Origin of the sequence: Pontibacter mangrovi (genome assembly GCF_006385705.1) — a bacterium.
Taxonomy (GTDB): domain Bacteria; phylum Bacteroidota; class Bacteroidia; order Cytophagales; family Hymenobacteraceae; genus Pontibacter; species Pontibacter mangrovi.
This window is the reverse complement of sequence record NZ_VFRQ01000008.1, coordinates 101449-119893: the sequence shown is the minus strand read 5'-3', so window position 1 is coordinate 119893 and position 18445 is coordinate 101449. Positions and strand designations below refer to the sequence as shown.

The following is an 18445-nucleotide window of genomic DNA, read 5'->3' as shown; positions in this document are numbered from 1 at the left end:
TTATTTTCCGCTAAGGGTGTTAAGTATGATGACTTGCTGGTTGTAGAGGCGAACGGCGTCGAGGTAGTTGCTTTGGAGGCTGATGGCCTGGTTGGTGAGCAGCACCCACTCCAGGTAGTTAATCTCGCCGTTCCGGAACTGCAGCTCCGCCGTTTCAAGTATAGACTGGGCATTGGGCAGCACGGCTGTCTCAAAGTATGCGACCGCCTCCCGCGACAAGGTATACTGTTGCAGCGCCTGGGTCAACTGAGCCTCCAGCTGCTGCTGCCCTTTTTTATAGTTGTTGCTGCTGATCTTCTCCTGCACCCGCGCCGCACTTATCCGCGACTTCTGCGCCCCGAAAAACAAGGGAATGCCAACCCCTACTTCTACCGAGGAGAAGCGGTCGGCGGCATCGTAGTATATTTCGGCACCGCTGGCACTTTGCAGGCCGATTATACTTTGGTTGCTGTACCGGAACTGCAGCTCTGGCAGCAGCATGGCCTTCTCTAACTGGGTTTGGCGCTCTGAAGCCTGCCGCTGCTGCTCCAGCAACCGCAGGTATGGGTGAGCAGTTAGCTCCGCGGAGTCGGGCAGGGCAGGGGCTGGCATTTTGAGTTCGCCCCGTTCCGGCACGTATACCGTATCGGTTTGCAGCAGAAGCCTGAATTGTTGCTGTAGCGCCACGTACTCCTGCTGCAGCTGCTTAAGCTGTTGCTGCGCCTGCCCGCGCTGCGCCACGGCTGTGTTCTTCTCCAGCACATTGCTTTCGCCCACCTTAAACCGTAGCTCGGCGTTGCGTAGGAAGTCGGCGAACAGGCTGTCGGTACGCTGCAGCAGCTCTTGTTTCTGCTGTACATAGCGCATGGCAAAGTATACTTCCCTCACCTGCTGGCGCAGCTCGTAAGAGGAGAGTGCCGCCTGCTGCATCCCGCTTTGCCACTGCCGCCGCAGCAGCTGCCTGCTGCGCGCGTAAACAGTCGGGAATTTCATACTCTGGGAAACACTGAGGCGGGTATCATTTTTGGCGCTGTTGAACTGTCCGTACTCCGCTGCCACGGTGGTCTGGGGCAAATCCCAGGCGGTGCCTTGCAGCTGCTGCAGGTAGTCGGCCTGCAACTGCGCATTCTGCAGGGGCAGGTTCTGTTTCTCGGCCTTCTGCAGCGCCTCTTCGAGCGAGATGGCTTGCTGCGCTCGTGCCGGCAGCGTGCAGAGAAGCAACAGTAGCATGACCGTTACTTTGGCCGCCGGTTTGGCAAAATCGGCTTTCAGGGGCTCTTGCTTATCGAACAAAGTATAAAGCGAAGGCAGCACGAACAGGGTGAGGAAGGTAGCCACCAGCAGACCGCCGATAACCACGGTGGCCAGCGGGCGCTGCACCTCGGCACCGGCTCCCTGGCTCAGCGCCATCGGCAGAAAACCCAGCGAGGCCACAGAGGCCGTCATCAGCACGGGCCGCAGGCGTGTGCGGGCACCGTGCAGCACAATCTCCCGCACATCCTGCCAGCCTTCCTTCCTTTTGCTGTTAAACTCCGCCACCATCACGATACCGTTCAGCACGGCTACGCCAAAAAGAGCGATAAAGCCCACGCCCGCCGAAATACTGAAGGGCATGCCGCGTAGCGCCAGGGCAAATATCCCGCCAATGGCCGACAACGGAATGGCAGAGTAAATCAACAGGCCATGCCGCACAGAGCGGAAGGCAAAGTATAGCATCAGGAAGATAAGCGCCAGCGAAATAGGCACGGCCACGCTCAGGCGCTTCTTGGCCGCCTCCAGGTTCTCGAAAGCGCCGCCATAGGTAATATAGTAGCCCGGCGGCAGCGTGATACGCTGGCCCACCTTCTGCTGCAGCTCTTCAACAATGCTCTGCACATCGCGCCCGCGCACGTTAAAGCCCACCACCACCCGGCGCTTGGCATCCTCGCGCTGTATTTGGTAAGGGCCCTCCTGCAGGCGCACGTCGGCCAGCAGGTACAGCGGCACCTGGGTTCCCTGCGGCGTCGGGATCAGCAGGTTCTGCACATCGCGCAGGTCCTGGCGCAAGTCGCCCTGCAGCCGTACCACCAGCTCAAAGCGCCGCTCACCTTCAAACACAAGGCCGCTGCTCATGCCGGCAAAAGACGCGTTCACCACCTGGTTTATCTCACTGATGTTGGTGCCGTAGCGGGCAATGGCGGCGTGGTCATAGTCAATCACGATCTGCGGCATGCCGGTGATCGTCTCTACATACAGGTCTTGTGCCCCGTCTACGGTGTTCACCACCTCGCCCAGGCGGTGCGCGTAATGTGCGAGGGTATCCAGGTTCTCGCCGAATATCTTGCACACCACGTCCTGGCGGGCGCCGGTCATCAGCTCATTAAAGCGCATCTGCACCGGGTACTGAAAACCAGCAGTGATGCCGGGCACATCTTCCAGCGCTTTTCCCATTTTTTCGGCTAGTTCGTTAAAAGAGGAGGCGGAGGTCCACTCTTTTTTGTCTTTGAGGATCACCATCATGTCGCTGGCTTCCAGGGGCATGGGGTCGGTGGGGATTTCGCCGCTCCCGATCTTCGTCACGACTTTGTTTACCTCCGGAAAACGGTCGAGCAGGATGCCCGCCGCCTGCTGCGTGGCCTTAAACGTGGTTTGCAGGTTGCTGCCCGTCAGCACGCGCGTGTCTACGGCAAAGTCGCCTTCCTCCAGCGAGGGTATAAATTCCCCGCCCAACGAGAGCATCACCACCAGCGCCACGGCAAAAAGCGACACGGCGCCTGCCACTACCATTCTGGGATAGTGCAGTACCCTGTCCAGCCACTTGCTGTAGAAGGCCTCCAGGCCTGCCATCATTTTATCGGAGAAGCCGGGCTTATGCTTGGTTTTCCTGCTGAGGACAAGCGAGCTCATCATGGGTACGTAGGTCAGCGAGAGTATGAAGGCGCCTATCAGCGCAAACACCACGGTCTGCGCCATTGGCCGGAACATCTTGCCCTCAATGCCCTGCAGCGTGAGCAGGGGCAGGTACACGATCAGGATGACGATCTGCCCAAATACGGCACTGTTCATCATGCGGCTGGCTGAGTGGCGCACCTCCCGGTTCATATCCTGTTGGTCGAGGCGCGTGACTTTCTGGAAAGCTTTGGTGTGGGAGAGGCTGTGCAGCACCGCCTCCACAATAATCACGGCGCCATCCACGATCAGGCCAAAATCAAGAGCGCCCAGGCTCATCAGGTTGCCGCTCACGCCAAAGGCGTTCATCATACTGACGGCAAAAAGCATGGCCAACGGAATAACGGAGGCCACCAGCAGGCCCGCCCGCAAGTTGCCCAGGAAAAGCACCAGCACAAACACCACGATCAGGGCCCCCTCCGCCAGGTTTTTCTCTACGGTATGGATGGCGTTGTTTACCATCTTGGTACGGTCCAGGAAAGGCTCCAGCACCACTCCCTCGGGCAGCGACTTCTGTATTTCCGCGATGCGCTCCTTTACGTCCTGGATCACTTTGTTACTGTTGGCGCCTTTCAGCATCATCACCACGGCACCGGCCACCTCTCCTTCGTCGTTATAGCCCATGGCTCCGTAGCGGGTGGCGGCGCCAAAGCGCACCTCGGCCACGTCGCGCAGGTAAAGCGGAGTGCCTTCGGGTGTTTGGTCGATGGCAATGCTGCGGATATCGTCCAGGCTGCCCAGCAGGCCCTCGCTGCGGATAAAAAGCACCGCCGGCCCTTTCTCGATGTAAGAGCCGCCGGTGTTCTGGTTGTTATTCTCCAGCGCCCTAAACACGTCTGTAATGGAAAGCCCATGCGATTTCAGCCTGGCCGGGTCAACCGCTATCTCATACTGTTTCAGGTAGCCGCCAAAACTGCTGACATCCGCCACGCCCTGCACGCCCAGCAACTGCCGCCGCACAATCCAGTCCTGAATGGTGCGCAGTTCCATCGCATCATACTTGTGTTCGTACCCTTTTGCCGGCCGCACCACATACTGGTAAATCTCTCCGAGGCCTGTGGTAACGGGGCCAAGCTCAGGGGTGCCCACGCCCGCCGGTATCTGCGACTGCACGGCCTGCAGCCGCTCGCTTACCTGTTGCCGGGCCCAGTATACATCCACCCCGTCCTCAAAAACAATGGTAACCAGCGACAGGCCAAAGCGGGAAAAGCTGCGGATCTCCACCATGCCGGGGATGTTGCTGTTGGCCTGTTCGACCGGGAAGGTGATGAGGCGCTCCACATCCGGGGCTCCCAGCGCGGGGGCCACCGTGATAACCTGCACCTGGTTGTTGGTGATGTCAGGTACGGCATCGATGGGAAGGCGAGAAAGGTTATAGGCGCCAACGCCAATAAGTACAAGAACAAGCAGGCCGATGATGAGCTTGTTATGTATAGAAAAGGCAATGATTCTATCTAGCATGGCACACCTCCTTCCATGACAGGAGTGATACACTCTGATATAAGGTTTACGATAGCGCCGGGATTGATCTGTGCGGCAGGTGCAGCATTTAGCCATTGCCCCTGAAGACGTGGCACACTGCCCCTACGGCATGGTAAACTGTGCTGCACACACGGCGTCTGCAGCAACTTGATTGGTTGCGGATTCATTCTGCTAACGAATAAAATGAGATACTAAGCCACGCTAGGCCTGCCTCACTTCGGGGTTGAAGGGGACACGCAAGTATGGCTCTTTAAAAGATTAGCTCAGGATATATTAGCAGTGCTTGGGCGGTTGCCAGATGGAGCCGGCGACCTTCACTGGGTTTCCGACGTCGTTAGGAATAGGGAAGGGGCCTAAGGAGAACTGCGGCTCGCGCAGGGTGAGCTCCGTTAAAACAGGCGGAATGAAAACTACCGGACCGGGGGCGCTTACCTGGTCTGCCGATTTGTAAGGCAATTGCATGTCGCGGGCGTAGTCTGCGTCTTTCACAGCGCCACTCAGGTAGTGCATGCTAAGGAAGCCGGCAATGGAGATATGCGGTGTCATGGCTTTATGCTCCTGGTAATGCTCCAGTAGCACAGGCGCCCGCTGCAGCTGTTGCAGCGTTGTGCCTGTAAAAAGGTACACCAACAAGAGCAATATGGCCACAGGTTGTTTCACATATTAAAAATACGCGTTTAGATTATTTTAGTAAAGTATGAGGCGTTAAATTTTTTAATCCTTTCCAATAAAAAAGGAGCCGTAGTTGTAACACTACGGCTCTCTTCCGGCGGACAGGTTCAAGGGCTTAGCCTGCCTGCTTTAAAGTATGGGAATGAACATAGTTCACTAAGTCATCCACCCTGTACACCGGCACATCATCCGGTATCGTGATGCGGTAGGTTTTTTCCAACTGCAGGATAATATCTACCACATCTATCAGATCCAGGCCCAGTTTTGACAGGTCCTGTACCTGCAGCAGCCGGTTAGGGTTTATTCTCGTGACGCGGGTAATAATGTTTACCACGTCATGTTGAACAGATTGCGTGTTTACGATTGTGTTCTGCATAGCAGTAAGGGTAAAGTTGAAAATAGGGTGCCGCTGGATGCCCGCAACAAATGTACCAGGCAGCGGTGTGGCTAAAGGGATGGCAGCAGCCTAAGACTCCTGCCATCCTGCCTCTAAACGGTTCTCTTCACAAAAGATTATCAGGCATGTGCGTGTTTCATCTTTTCTTCTTCCAGCATAGCTGTTTCATGCTCCAACTCCTCCAGCGACTTGTCAACGAGCTCGATCTTCGTTTTCTTGTCCATGCCCAGCTTCGCCAGCAGGCGGTCGAACAGGTAGTAGATCACCGGCACCACGATCAGCGTCAGGAACATGGAGGAGCTAAGGCCACCGATCAGCGCCCAGGCCAAGCCGTTCTTCCACTCGGCACCTGGGCCACTGGCCAGGGCAATCGGGAGCATGCCTATCACCATCGCCAGCGTTGTCATCAGAATCGGGCGGAATCGGATTCTCACCGCCTCTGTCAGGGCCTCCTTCACCTCCACGCCTTCGGCTTTGAGGTTATTGGTAAAGTCTACCACCATAATGGCGTTCTTGGCCACCAGACCGATCAGCATGATGATACCAAGTATGGAGAAAATGCTTAGCGTAGAGGCAGACAAGGCCAGCGCCAGCATAGCGCCAATAATAGCCAGCGGTATAGAGAACAGCACCACCAGCGGGTACACATAGCTATCATACAGGGCCACCATGATCAGGTACACAAAGATGATGGATGCCAGCAAGGCCAGCCCCAGCGTACCAAATCCTTCTGACTGGTTCTTCAGGTCGCCGCCGTAGCTCACGGTTACGCCCTTAGGCGTATCCAGCTTGGCGAGGCGCTCCTGAATATCGGCACCCACAGAGCCCGACGGACGGCCTATCACCTGCGAGTTTATACTTACCGAGCTCACGCGGTCCTGCCTTTCCAGCTTAGATGGGCCTGAAGACTGTTCTACAGCTGCAAACTGGCTCAGCTTAATCAGCTGTCCTTTGTTGTTCATAAAGGTCAGGTTGCGGATGTCGTTGATGTTGCGGCGGTCAAAGTCATCCAACCGGATGTTGATGTCGTAATCGTTCTCCGGTCCGCGGAACTGCGCGTCGGTGTTACCGCTAAAGGCTGTTTGCATGCCCATGCCAATCTGCTCCAGCGACAGCCCCAGGCTCGCCATCTTGTCGCGGTCCACCTGCACGGCAATCTCCGGGTTACCGTCTTCCACAGACTTCTTCACCTCAGCCGTGCCCTGCACCTGCTCCACCTCGGCCAACACCCTGTCCGAGAAGGTCATCAGCGAGTCCAGGTCAGAGCCGGACAGGATTACCTGGATAGGGGCCTGGTTACCGCCTCCTACCATACTTACGGGCACCATGGTAAACTTCACGCCCGGTATGGTCTCTTCCAGCCCGATCTTCACTTCGCGCGAGAAGGCATTGGTTGTCATGAGGCGCTCAGTGGCATCTACCAGCTTCACGTTCACCTCGGCCAGGTAAGCCGTGTTCTGGCCCGACTGTGCGGATGACGTGGTACCTACGGTCGTGAACAGGTTGGTTACTTCCGGATACTGTTCCAGGTAGCCCTCCACCTGGCGGGCGGCAAAGTTTGTCTGCTCCACGGTGGCGTTTTTAGGCAGCTCCACCTGCACAATAAACTCACCACGGTCGCCGGCGCTCACAAACTCGCTACCGATAAAGCCTGCCGGCACCAGGGCCACAGAAGCCACCAGCATCACCAGCGTTACCACCATGGTCAGGAACTTATGGTTAAAGGCCCATTTCAAAGCGGCAGTAAAGCCATCAATCACGCGGTCCAGAAAGCGCTCGAAACCAAGTATAAACCTTCCGAAGAAGTTCTTGTCTGAGAGGTGCTCCAGTCTGGAGAAGCGGCTGGCCAGCAGCGGAATCAGCGTAAAGGCCACAAACAAGCTCAGCATAGTGGAGATGGCCACCACTACCGAGAACTGACGCAGAATGTCTGACACCAGCCCGGTTGACAGCGCAATCGGCACGAATACCACCACAATTACAAGCGTGATGGAAGTAACCGTCGCCATAATCTCACGGATACCGTCGTAAGCAGCCTGCGCGGGCTTTTTGCCCATCTCCATGTGGCGGTAGATGTTCTCAATCACCACAATGGCGTCGTCCACCAGGATACCCACTACCAGCGAGAGGCCCAGCAGCGTCATCAGGTTGAGCGAGTAGCCCAGCAGGTTCATGGCAATAAAGGTGGCAATGAGCGAGGCCGGGATCGAGATCATCACGATGATGGCGTTGCGCAGCGAGTGCAGGAACAGCAGCATTACGGCCGCTACGAGCACAATCGCCAGGAACAGGTCATGGATTACGGCGTCGGCGGCTTCCAGCGTAAACGTAGAGCTGTCTTTGGCTACCGTAAACTTCAGCCCTTCTTCGGCATACGTCTGCTCCAGGGTGCTTAAAGCCTGGCGTGTCAGTTCGCTAACCTCCACGGCGTTGGCGTCTGTCTGCTTCTGAATAGAGAGGCCGATAGACGAAACGGAGTTCACGCGGGTAATCACCTCGGTGTCTTTCTCCGCATCCTGTACTTCGGCCACGTCGCTCAGGCGCACCAGGCTACCATCGCCGGTCTCTTTCAGCACTAGGCTGCGCAGCTGCTCCAGCGATTCATACTTTCCGGCCAGTCGGATGGTGGTCTGCCCGGCCTGGTCTTTTACCTTGCCTGTAGGGAAATCGAGGTTAGAGTACTGTATTTTCTGCTGCACCTGCGGAATAGACAAGCCATAGGCCTGCAGCTTCTCGGCGCTTAGGTTAATCTTGATCTCGCGCTCCTGGCCACCCAATATCTTAATCTGGGCCATGCCCGGCACCCGCGACAGCTCCGGCTTCACTTTGTTCTCGATCAGGTCGTAGAACGCGGTGGATGACATGTTCGCCGTGGCACCCACCTGCATGATAGGCATGTCGCTGAAGTCGAACTTGCTGATGGCAGGCGGGTCTGCATCCTCGGGCAACTGGCCAAGAATGGCATTGATCTTTCGCTGCGCATCCTGCAGGCTCAGGTCAACGTCAGTGCCCTGGTTCAGCTGGATCACGATCACGGAGAAACTCTCCTGCGAGGTGCTTTTCACCTCTTTCACGTTCTCCAGCGAGGAGAGGGCGTCTTCTATCTCCTTTGTCACCGAGTTCTCTACCTCTGAAGGCGAAGCGCCGGGGTAGAAGGTAGACACGGTGAGCACGGGAGGGGAGAACTTCGGAAGAAGCTCATAGTTCAACGAGAAGTAGCTCGCCAGGCCCAACAGCGTGAGAATGGCGAAAATCACCACCACGATCGTTGAGCGTTGTATGGATAATTTCGTGATATTCATTTAATCAGTTTTCTTAGGTTAAAGAAGTCTGCTTGGGCTTATTTCAGCACCGTTACCTTGGTGCCGTTCTTCAGGTTGATCTGACCGGACTGCACCACCTGCTCGCCCTCTTCCAGGCCGCCGGTTACTTCTACTTTTTTGCCGTGGGTGCTGCCTACCTTAATGTCTTTCAGGAAAGCGCTTCCGTTCTTCACGACATATACCTGCGGGTGCTGAATGCTGCCCACCAGCGCCTCGCGCTCCAGCAGCAGGGCCTCGCCCTGGTCTGCTACTTCAAAAAAGGCAGTGCCATACATGCCCGCCTTCAGCGGGTTTCCGGCTGTGTTGCTTATCTGCAGCTCCACGTTGTAGTTCAGCGAGTTGTCGCCTTTGGCAGCGATAGCCTTTACAGTGCCTTCAAACGCTTCTCCGTTTCCGGCATCGGCAGCTACCTTTACTTTCTCACCCTCACGGATAAGCAGTACCTGGCCCTCCGACACCTTCACGTTCATCTTCAGGTTGTCCACGTTCACGATGTTGAACAGCTTAGTGCCGGGGTTCAGGAAAGAGCCCACCTCTATAAACTTCTCGTTGATCTTGCCGGAGATCGGCGCTTTGATGGTGGCGTCTGCCAGGCGCTTTTTCGCGGTGATCAGGTTTGCCTCGGCATTGCTAAATCCCAGCCTTGCCTCTTCCAGCTGCCGCTTGGTGATGGCATCGCCGGCCGCCAGGTTCTCGAAACGCTCCAGGTCGCGCTTGCTTTTGGTATAGTTTGCCTGGGCACGCACCAACTCGGCACGCAGCAGCTGGGCATCTACCTGCGCCAGCGCTTCGCCGGCCCGCACGCGGTCGCCGTTGTCTTTATAGAGCTTCGTTACCTGCCCCTGCGTTTCAGAGAGCAGGGTTAAGTCCTGCTCAGGCACAAAAGTACCCTGCGCCGTGAAAGACTTGTCTACCGCACCCATCTTTGGTGCCGTCAGCACCACCGGAATCGCTTCGCTCTTGCGCTCGGCAATGGCGGCGGTGGCAGCCATCTCTTTCTTATTGTTCATCAGTGTAAAGCCAATGGCACCAAGTGCTACTAGTACAGCGATGATATAAATTACCTTCTTCATGTTTTTGTGTGGTATGGTCTTTTGCTTGTTTTATTGAATCAATTTATCTAGCTCGCCTCTAGCTTTCAGGTAGTTAAGCTGGGCTACTTTATACTTTAAGTTCTCGTTGTTCAGGTTTGTCTTAGCCTCGCGCAGGCTTACCTCCGCCTCCAGCAGGTCCGTCAGAGGCGAGATGCCTTCTTTGTAGCGCTCGTTGGTGGTGTTATACACCTCCTGTGCCAGGTCCACATTCTGCTGCTGCACCTCAATAGAGCGCTGGCTGTTCTGTAACTGGGCCAGGGCATTGGTCAGCTCAACGGCTGTGTTCGCCTCCAGCTTCGACATGTCCTGCTCTATCTTCTGCATTTCCAGCTGCCCCTGCTTTACCTGGGCATCCTTTCGGAACCCGTCGAAAATCGGGATATTAAGTTGCAGGCCCACGACAGAGGTTTTAAACCAAGGTACCTCGGAGCCGAAAAGCTCGTCGCGCTGTGTGTTGTAGCCATACTGCCCATAAGCGGAAAGCGTAGGGTAGTAGCCGGCCTGGGTGTTCTTGATGCTGTAATCCTGCAGCTGTTTCTGGGTTTGCAGCAACTGGTACTGCGTTTTCTGGGTTGTGGCCTGCGCCACGGTAATGGCCTCTGTCACCACATTATCCAGGCTCCCTTCCGCACTGGTTAATGTTATCTCCTGATCCAGCGGCATGTTCATAAAGAACTTCAGGATGTTCTTCTGCTGCTCGTAAGCGGTTGTGAGCGACTGCAGCTGGTTCTCCAGGTTGGTTTTGTTTACCTTGATGCGGTTTACGTCTACTTTCGCCACCAGGTCGTTTTTGTACTGAAGCTCCATGATGCGCGCCAACTCCGTCAGGCGTTCCAGGTTAGCCTCTATCGTCTCGAACTGCTCCTTTGTCTGCAAGGTCTGGTAGTATGCGGTGCCGATGTTGTAGATCAGGTCCTCTTTGGCCATCTCCTTGCGCAGGCGGTACAGGTCCTGTGTGGTTTTGGCAGCTTTTAGCCCCACAAAGTATGATTGGTTGTAGAGCAGCTGTGTTAGGCGGACGTTGGCGCTGGCGTTGTAGTCCTTACCAAACTTTACCGGCAAAGCCTCACCGGGTCTCCCCACCAGGCCGCCAAACTCAGGCGGCATAAGCTGGGTAGGCAGAGCTGGGTAATAGTCCAGGCCACCGGAAACGTTTACCTGTGGCAAGCCCTGGCTTCGGGCCTGGCGGATCTGCTGCGTTCCGATCTCCTCATCGTAGGTTGCCTTCTTTACGTCCTGGTTATTGCTCAGGGCATACTCTATGGCTTGCTGCAGCGACAGCTCCTGCGTGCCAGTGGCAGGCTCCTGGGCAAAGGCCGGCCTCAGGAAAACAGCCATCATACCAACTAAAAAATATTTCTTGATCACGGTTATAGTGTTTATTTAAGTTCTTGTAGTTCTATTTTGTTCTGTGTATTGAGAACCAATTAGTTAAAAAAATTATTTGCGCTGCGCCTCCCACTGTTGCATCAGCTTGGGCAGCTCGCGGTGCAGGTACTTTAAAAAATCGGCCAGGTCCAGCAGGTCGCGGTTATACTCCGGCGTTTCCTTGGTGCGCTCTGCCACCACCTCCTGCAGGGTAGCCGAAAACTCTGTCACAGAGTCGATTTCCTGCATTACCAGCTCGCGCCACCTGTCCAGCTTCAGGCGGAAGTAGCGCCTGCGGTCGCCGCTATAGGTGATGTAGTCGAGGCGGTTGAGGTGCTGCAGCAGGTTCAGGGCGTTGCTGGTGGCACTCTTGCTGATGCCCAGCACTTCGCGGATCTCGTCGAACGTAAGCTCCGGCTTATCGGAAACGTAGAGCAAACCGACAATGCGACCAGCCACCGGCTGCATCCCGGTCTTCTCCTGGAAAATGCCAATGCGTTCTATCAGTGCCTGTTGCTTTTCGGTTAGCTTTATCATGTGTTAATTTTTGTCTTTCTATCTTAACAACACTGCAAAGGTAGTATAAAGTTCTGTTGGTTCCTAATTTTGAGAACTAAACTTTCGCTATCTATTTTTGATTGCCCGGATGTTATAACACAGAGGCCTCTCGATTAGCCTTTTTACCGGTATCTATCTATAATTCTGAAACCTGCGTAGGAGGTTAAGGTATATTTGGTATTCCGGGGCTTGGGTGCTGTAGCTCTTGCCATGTCTCCGGGATCATAAATTTAAAGTATAAATTCTGGCTAAGTATGGCTTCACAATATAACAGATGGTATCATCCGTACGAGATAAATGACAAGTATAAAAAGCGTGTGGCATACTTTTGCATGGAGTATGGCATTGATCAGGCGCTGAAAGTATACTCCGGCGGCCTTGGCTTTCTGGCGGGCTCGCACATGCGCAGCGCCTTTGAGCTGCGGCAGAATATGGTCGGGATTGGCATGCTGTGGAAGTATGGCTATTACGACCAGGAGCGCAACGAAGACCAGACCATGCGCCCGCACTTTCAGCAGAAGTTCTATTCGTTTCTGGAAGATCCGGGCATTACGGTCAGGGTGCTGGTGAACGAGCATCCGGTGCTGGTAAAGGCGCTGGTCCTGAAGCCTGAGGTTTTCGGAACCGTGCCCATGTATTTCCTCACCACCGACATCCCTGACAACGACCACCTGGCCCGCACCATCACGCACCGCCTTTACGACCCGGAGCCGCAGGCGCGCATTGCCCAGAGCATTGTGCTGGGCATTGGCGGGGCAAAAGTGGTGGAGGCCCTGGGCGGCGCTGAAATTTATCACATGAACGAGGGGCATGCGCTGCCGCTGGCCTTTAAGCTCTTCGAGGATTACGGCAAACTGGACGAGATACGGAAGCGCCTGGTGTTTACCACCCATACCCCAGAGAAAGCCGGCAACGAGGAGCACGACATACACCTGCTGCACCGCATGAGCTTTTTTAACGGCATTCCGCTGGAGGAGGTGCGGGAGCTGACCGCCATGCACGGGCAAATGTTTGACCATACCCTGGCGGCACTGCGGCTGGCAAAGGTGGCTAACGGGGTATCGCAGCTTCATGGGCAGGTGGCACGCGAAATGTGGTACGACAACGAAGGCGTCTGCGAGATCAAGGCCATCACCAATGCTCAGAACTTTAACTTCTGGACGGACCGCAAGCTGTGGCAGGCGCAGGAGCGCGACGATAACCAGGCCCTCACCAGCCGGAAAGAGGAGCTGAAGCGACAGCTATTTAAGGTGGTGGCCAACCAGGCCGGAAAGCTTTTCAGGCCCGATGTGCTGACCATTGTGTGGGCGCGCCGCTTTGCCGCCTACAAGCGCGCCGACCTGCTGGTGCGCGACATGCAGCGGTTCGTGGACCTGGTATCGAACAAGGAAATGCCGGTGCAAGTGATTTGGGCTGGCAAGCCTTACCCGTTTGACTATGGCGCTATCAACGTATTTAACAAGCTCGTGAAAATATCGCAGCAGCTGGACAATGTGGCGGTGCTGACGGGGTATGAAATTGAGCTGTCGCGGAAACTGAAACATGGCTGCGACATTTGGCTGAACACACCACGGCGCCCGCGCGAGGCCTCGGGCACCAGCGGCATGACGGCTGCCATGAACGGCGGCGTGAATGTATCGGTGCAGGATGGGTGGCTACCCGAGTATGCACGCAACGGCGAAAACAGTTTCGTGCTGCCCATTGCGGATACCAGTCAGCCCAACGAGGTGCAGGATAACGAGGACCACAACAACCTGATGCGGCTCCTGGAGAAGGAGATTGTCCCCATCTATTACCACAACCACGACCGATGGTGCCACATCATGAAGCAGAGTATGCGCACGGTGGTGCCGCAGTTCGAGTCGAACCGTATGGCGCACCAGTATTATGAGGAGTTGTTTAACAGCTAATGGTGCTGCAGTTGATGATATAAAATACGAAAGCCGCTCTACAGATGAGCGGCTTTCGTATTTTATACTTGCGCTATACTTTATAATTTATACTTTAAACTTTCCATGACGCCCCGAAGGCTTTCGGGGTGCCTTCTCCTGCTTTAGCCGCCGCTTCCTGCAACTTGAACCAAGCTATACTTAATAGCTGCCATTCATCCTCAGTCTTACTTGCGCATAGTTTCACCTCATACTTTGGTGCCCTCCAAGCCCGCGAGGGCTCGTCCTCTGGCATCGCGCTGTGTTCCCTCCTTGCCTCACTACCGCTCGGCATGCCCTTGGCGGGCACCGGATCTCACAAGGCGCTCAGCCCAAGGACTGGGATAAGCTTCGATAGCCACGGCTAAATCAGAATTCCCCTCCTTAGACAAGGAGGGGCAGGGGTGGTTGGACCCGGTACTACAAAACTCCCGCCAAAACAAAAGAAGCCGCCCAATTCTGAGCGGCTTCTTTAACTTTTTCATATTTATACTTTTTCCGGAATGCGCTGCAGCGTCTCCAGCAGGTAATCCCAATATTTCTGTACCGAGCTGATCTGTACTTTCTCATCCGGAGAGTGGGCGCCGCGGATATTAGGGCCGAAGGAGATCATTTCCATACCCGGGTAGTTGGAGCCCAGTATACCACACTCCAAACCGGCGTGGCAGGCGTTCACGTCCGGCTCGCTGTTGAACTTGCTGCGGTACAAATCGCTCATGAGCTTGATGATGGAGGCGTCCGGGTTAGGAGCCCAGCCGGGGTAAGAGCCGTTCAGGGTAACCTCAGCCCCCGCCAATTCCAATGCTGATTGTATAGCCGCGGCCAGATCGTCTTTCTCAGAGTCTACGGAGCTGCGCGTGAGGCAGAGGATTCTATACTTTCCGTCTTTCAGTTCCACGCGCGCCACGTTGTTGGAGGTCTGCACCAGCCCCTCGATCTCCGGGCTCATGCGGTAAATGCCGTTTGGCGTGGCGTAGATGGCGCGCACTAAAGTAGAAGTAAAGTTTTTCGTGGCTACCTGGGCCGGTGCCTCAGCGGTTTCCCACTGCACCTGCAGATTCGGGTCGGTGGTTTTATACTCCTGTGCAATTATTTCGCGCTGTTCCTCTACAAATTTTTCGAAAGAGGTTTTATCAGCTTCAGCCACCACTACTACGGCAGCAGATTCTCTTGGAATGGCATTGCGCAGGCCGCCCCCGTCTATACTTGCTATGCGCAGGTCGAACTGCTTGGAAGCGTGGTGCAGCAGGCGGTTCATCAGTTTGTTGGCGTTGGCGCGACCAAGTATAATATCCATGCCGGAGTGGCCGCCAGTCAGGCCTTTTACCGACAGTTTGTAGCCCGCCATACCTGCCGGAGTGGCCTCCAGCTCATAGTTGCCAGTCGCGGTTACATCCACGCCGCCGGCACAGCCGATGGTCAGTTCGCGGTCATCCTCGGTGTCCAGGTTCAAAAGTATACTGGCATCTAGCAAACCGCCTTTCAATCCTAGTGCGCCGGTCATGCCTGTTTCCTCATCCACGGTAAACAAAGCCTCAATGGCCGGGTGCGAAATGTCTTTGGAAGCAAGTATGGCCATAATCGTGGCCACGCCGATACCGTTGTCAGCACCCAGGGTGGTGCCGCGGGCTTTTACCCAGTCCTCATCCACATACATATCGATGCCCTGCGTGTCGAAATCGAAGTTGGTGTCGTTGTTTTTCTGGTGCACCATGTCCAGGTGGCTTTGCATGGCCACGGCCTGGCGGTTCTCCATGCCCGGGGTAGCAGGCTTTTTGATGATGACGTTGCCCACCTCATCCTTAAAAGTCTCCAGCCCAAGCTTCTGACCGAAGTCAAGTATAAACTGTATCACGCGCTCCTCCTTTTTAGAGGGGCGTGGCACAGCGTTTAAGTCAGCAAAATTTTCCCAAAGGGCCTTCGGCTCCAGGCTGCGTACTTCAGTGCTCATAGTTTATGTTGTTTTAATTTCCGTTTTAATGCAGCAATAGCCGCTGGCTTAAAGTTACGGTTTTCGGCCGGAAAAACAGGGGCAGCGGGGGTCTCTTATCACTTCAACTCCAGCCGCGCAGGTCCGCCCACCGGGTAGCCCACGCAGGTAAGCACCAGCCCCTGCTGTAGGTCGCGCTCCGTCAGCACCTCATTGTACGACATCCATACTTTGCCGCTGGTGCAGCGGGCGGTACAGTTGCCGCATTTGCCGGCCTCGCAGCTGTAGGGCAGGTGCAAACCGGCTTGGCGTGCCGCCCGAAGGATGGTATCGGGGTACTCCACCGTCAGCTCATACGCCTGATCCTTATGGAAAAGTATAACCTCGTGCGGATCGGTGTCCGGGGGCATTTGTTTTACGGCAACTTTGGTGGTGTTGAAGTTCTCCCTGCGGATGTTCTCGTTTGGGGCATCGATTTGCCGCAGCGCCCAATAGCACATGCGCATGTAGCTGTAGGGGCCACAGATGTAGAAAAGCACCTGGTTTAGCGGTGCCACGGCATACTGCCGCACCAGCTGCTGCAGCAAATCTTTATACAGCCTCGCCTGCGCCAGGTTAGGCGAGTTGCTGAACAGGAACTGCAGCCGGAAACGTTCCGGAAAAGTATGGGCCAGCTGCTCTAGTTCTTCTTTATAGATCGCCTTCTGCGGATTACTGTTGCTGTAGATGAGCGTGACGGCCACATCCGGGTAAGTATAAAGTATGGTTTTGAGCAGCGAGAGCTCTGGCGTGATGCCGCTGCCGGCAGCCAGTAGAAACACCTGCCGGTAGTGCTGCATGTCATCAGGAAGTATAAACAGGCCGGCGGCCCCGGCAGCGTGCAATTTGTCACCTACCTGTACGTCATCCACCAGCCTCCTGGAGAAAAAGCCGTTCTGGATGCGCTGCACGCCGATGCTGAGCGGCTCCTGCAGGGCAGGGGAGGAGGTGATGGAGTAGGAACGGCGGATGTCCTGGTTCTTGTCGGTGTGCACCAGCGTCAGGTATTGGCCGGCTTTATAGTCGATGGGCCGGTCTGGCTCCAATACAAAAGTCTTGAAGTCCGGCCGCTCCTGGCGGATGCCGGTAACGGTAAGGGTGAAGTGGTCTGTAGGTACGGTTTGGTTTGCCATCATGTACGTGCTTACGCTAAAGTATGGAAGAGTGGTGCAGGGCGTATAATTTGTAGTTTTATAACAGCTTTCCGGGCTGCCGGGTTATTTTCGCTAGCTTTCATATCGTGTTTTTGTAATTTAGATGCGCAACATCATTCTAAACCTAACCTTATAATGCTAAAACGAGACCCTATCAGGAAGGTACTTTACCGCACACTGGCGCTGTCGCTGTTGGTTACCAGCTTCACTTCCTGCAAAGAAGGAGGCATCAGCCAAACAGAGACCAACGCACCAGCCGCCACGCTGTGGCTGACAAATCCAGACAAGTCGGCCCTGTTCGAGCGGCAGGAGGCAGACCTGCAATTCGGCGAAAACAAGAATTCTTACCCAACCATTGAGGTGGATGGGGCAGAGACCTTCCAAAGTATTGATGGCTTCGGTTTTACGCTTACGGGCGGCAGTGCCATGCTGCTCCACCAGATGAGCCCGAAGCAACGCGCTGTTTTGCTCCAGGAACTGTTCGGCACCGAAGGCAACAACATTGGTATTAGCTACCTGCGCCTAAGTATAGGTGCCTCCGACTTGGACCCAGAGGTGTTCTCTTACAACGACCTGCCGGCCGGCGAGACGGACGTGGAGATGGAAAAGTTCGACCTCTCACCTGACAAAAAACACCTGATCCCGGTGCTGAAGGAGATCTTGGCCATTAACCCGGACATCAAGATCATGGGCTCGCCCTGGTCGCCGCCTACCTGGATGAAGACGAACAACAACTCCAAAGGGGGCAGCCTGAAGCCGGAGTTTTACGATGCCTATGCGAAGTATTTCGTAAAGTACGTGCAAGGGATGGCGGAAGAGGGAATCACCATTGATGCGATAACCATTCAGAACGAGCCGCTGCACCCCGGCAACAACCCAAGCCTGCTGATGCTGCCCGAAGACCAGGCTGTTTTCATCAAGAAGAGTCTGGGCCCGGCTTTCGAGGCCGGCAACCTGGATACGAAGATCGTGATCTACGACCATAACGCCGACCGCCCCGACTACCCGATTTCCATACTTGACGACCCAGAAGCGAAAAAGTATGTAGACGGAGCGGCTTTCCACCTGTACGGCGGCACCATAGACGCGCTCTCGAAAGTGCATGAGGCGCACCCGGACAAGAATTTATACTTTACCGAGCAGTGGATCGGAGCTCCGGGCAATTTCCCGGAGGACCTGAAGTGGCACACGGAGAACCTGATCATCGGAGCGCCCCGCAACTGGGCCAAAACCGTGCTGGAGTGGAATCTGGCCGCCGACCCGGAGCAGAACCCGCATACGCCAGGCGGCTGCACCGAGTGCCTCGGCGCCGTCACAATTGATGGTGACCTGGTGACCCGTAACCCTGCTTACTACATTGTGGCGCATGCCGCAAAGTTCGCCCGCCCGGGTTCTGTGCGCATCAAAAGTAACACACCGGAGGCCCTGCCAAACGTGGCCTACCAAACACCTGAGGGAAAAACGGTACTCATTGTGCTGAATACTGGTGCATCGGCGCAGAACTTTAACATCAGCCATGAGGGCAAACAGGCAACGACCCTGTTAAGAGCGGGCGCTGTTGGCACGTATGTCTGGTAGTTGTGCGAAACATTT

General features: G+C 55.4%; 11 protein-coding genes. 2 read left to right on the top strand and 9 right to left on the bottom strand.

The genetic code is table 11. From position 1 onward, the window contains the following. The 7 genes from FJM65_RS15390 to FJM65_RS15360 form a co-directional block, all read right to left on the bottom strand. On the bottom strand, positions 1-4368 hold the full coding sequence (locus FJM65_RS15390) for a CusA/CzcA family heavy metal efflux RND transporter (RefSeq protein WP_140622440.1): 4368 nt from the start codon (positions 4366-4368) through the stop codon (positions 1-3). Between the two features lie 294 nt (positions 4369-4662). Further along, positions 4663-5049, bottom strand: coding sequence for a hypothetical protein (locus FJM65_RS15385; RefSeq protein WP_140622439.1), 387 nt, complete (start codon positions 5047-5049; stop codon positions 4663-4665). Positions 5050-5176: 127 nt separating this feature from the next. After that, complete coding sequence (locus FJM65_RS15380) at positions 5177-5437, bottom strand: acyl carrier protein (protein WP_140622438.1); 261 nt, start codon at positions 5435-5437, stop codon at positions 5177-5179. A gap of 140 nt (positions 5438-5577) precedes the next feature. Beyond that, positions 5578-8760 carry an efflux RND transporter permease subunit gene (locus tag FJM65_RS15375; protein ID WP_140622437.1) on the bottom strand — a complete coding sequence of 1061 codons (3183 nt, stop codon included), beginning with the start codon at positions 8758-8760 and terminating at the stop codon, positions 5578-5580. A gap of 38 nt (positions 8761-8798) precedes the next feature. After that, the gene (locus FJM65_RS15370; protein ID WP_140622436.1) at positions 8799-9854 is read right to left on the bottom strand and encodes an efflux RND transporter periplasmic adaptor subunit; all 1056 of its coding nucleotides are present in this window, start codon (positions 9852-9854) and stop codon (positions 8799-8801) included. Positions 9855-9884: 30 nt separating this feature from the next. Further along, positions 9885-11243 (bottom strand): TolC family protein, encoded by a 1359-nt coding sequence (locus FJM65_RS15365; RefSeq protein WP_239022977.1) that lies wholly within the window; start codon positions 11241-11243, stop codon positions 9885-9887. Positions 11244-11315: 72 nt separating this feature from the next. After that, the gene (locus tag FJM65_RS15360) at positions 11316-11780 is read right to left on the bottom strand and encodes a GbsR/MarR family transcriptional regulator (protein WP_239022976.1); all 465 of its coding nucleotides are present in this window, start codon (positions 11778-11780) and stop codon (positions 11316-11318) included. A 275-nt stretch (positions 11781-12055) separates the two neighbouring features. Here FJM65_RS15360 and glgP point away from each other — a divergent pair, with 275 nt between their 5' ends. Beyond that, positions 12056-13711: an alpha-glucan family phosphorylase gene (glgP, locus tag FJM65_RS15355; RefSeq protein ID WP_140622435.1), complete on the top strand. Its 1656-nt coding sequence runs from the start codon at positions 12056-12058 to the stop codon at positions 13709-13711. 505 nt (positions 13712-14216) lie between these two features. Here the strand turns inward: glgP and FJM65_RS15350 are convergent. Together FJM65_RS15350 and FJM65_RS15345 are read right to left on the bottom strand one after the other, a co-directional pair. Then, entirely contained in the window at positions 14217-15680 is a 1464-nt protein-coding gene (locus FJM65_RS15350) for an aminoacyl-histidine dipeptidase (protein WP_140622434.1), read from the bottom strand. 98 nt (positions 15681-15778) lie between these two features. After that, positions 15779-16834 (bottom strand): iron-sulfur cluster-binding domain-containing protein, encoded by a 1056-nt coding sequence (locus tag FJM65_RS15345; RefSeq protein WP_239022975.1) that lies wholly within the window; start codon positions 16832-16834, stop codon positions 15779-15781. A gap of 153 nt (positions 16835-16987) precedes the next feature. Here FJM65_RS15345 and FJM65_RS15340 point away from each other — a divergent pair, with 153 nt between their 5' ends. Next, positions 16988-18430 carry a glycoside hydrolase family 30 protein gene (locus tag FJM65_RS15340; RefSeq protein WP_140622433.1) on the top strand — a complete coding sequence of 481 codons (1443 nt, stop codon included), beginning with the start codon at positions 16988-16990 and terminating at the stop codon, positions 18428-18430. Positions 18431-18445: the final 15 nt, after the last annotated feature.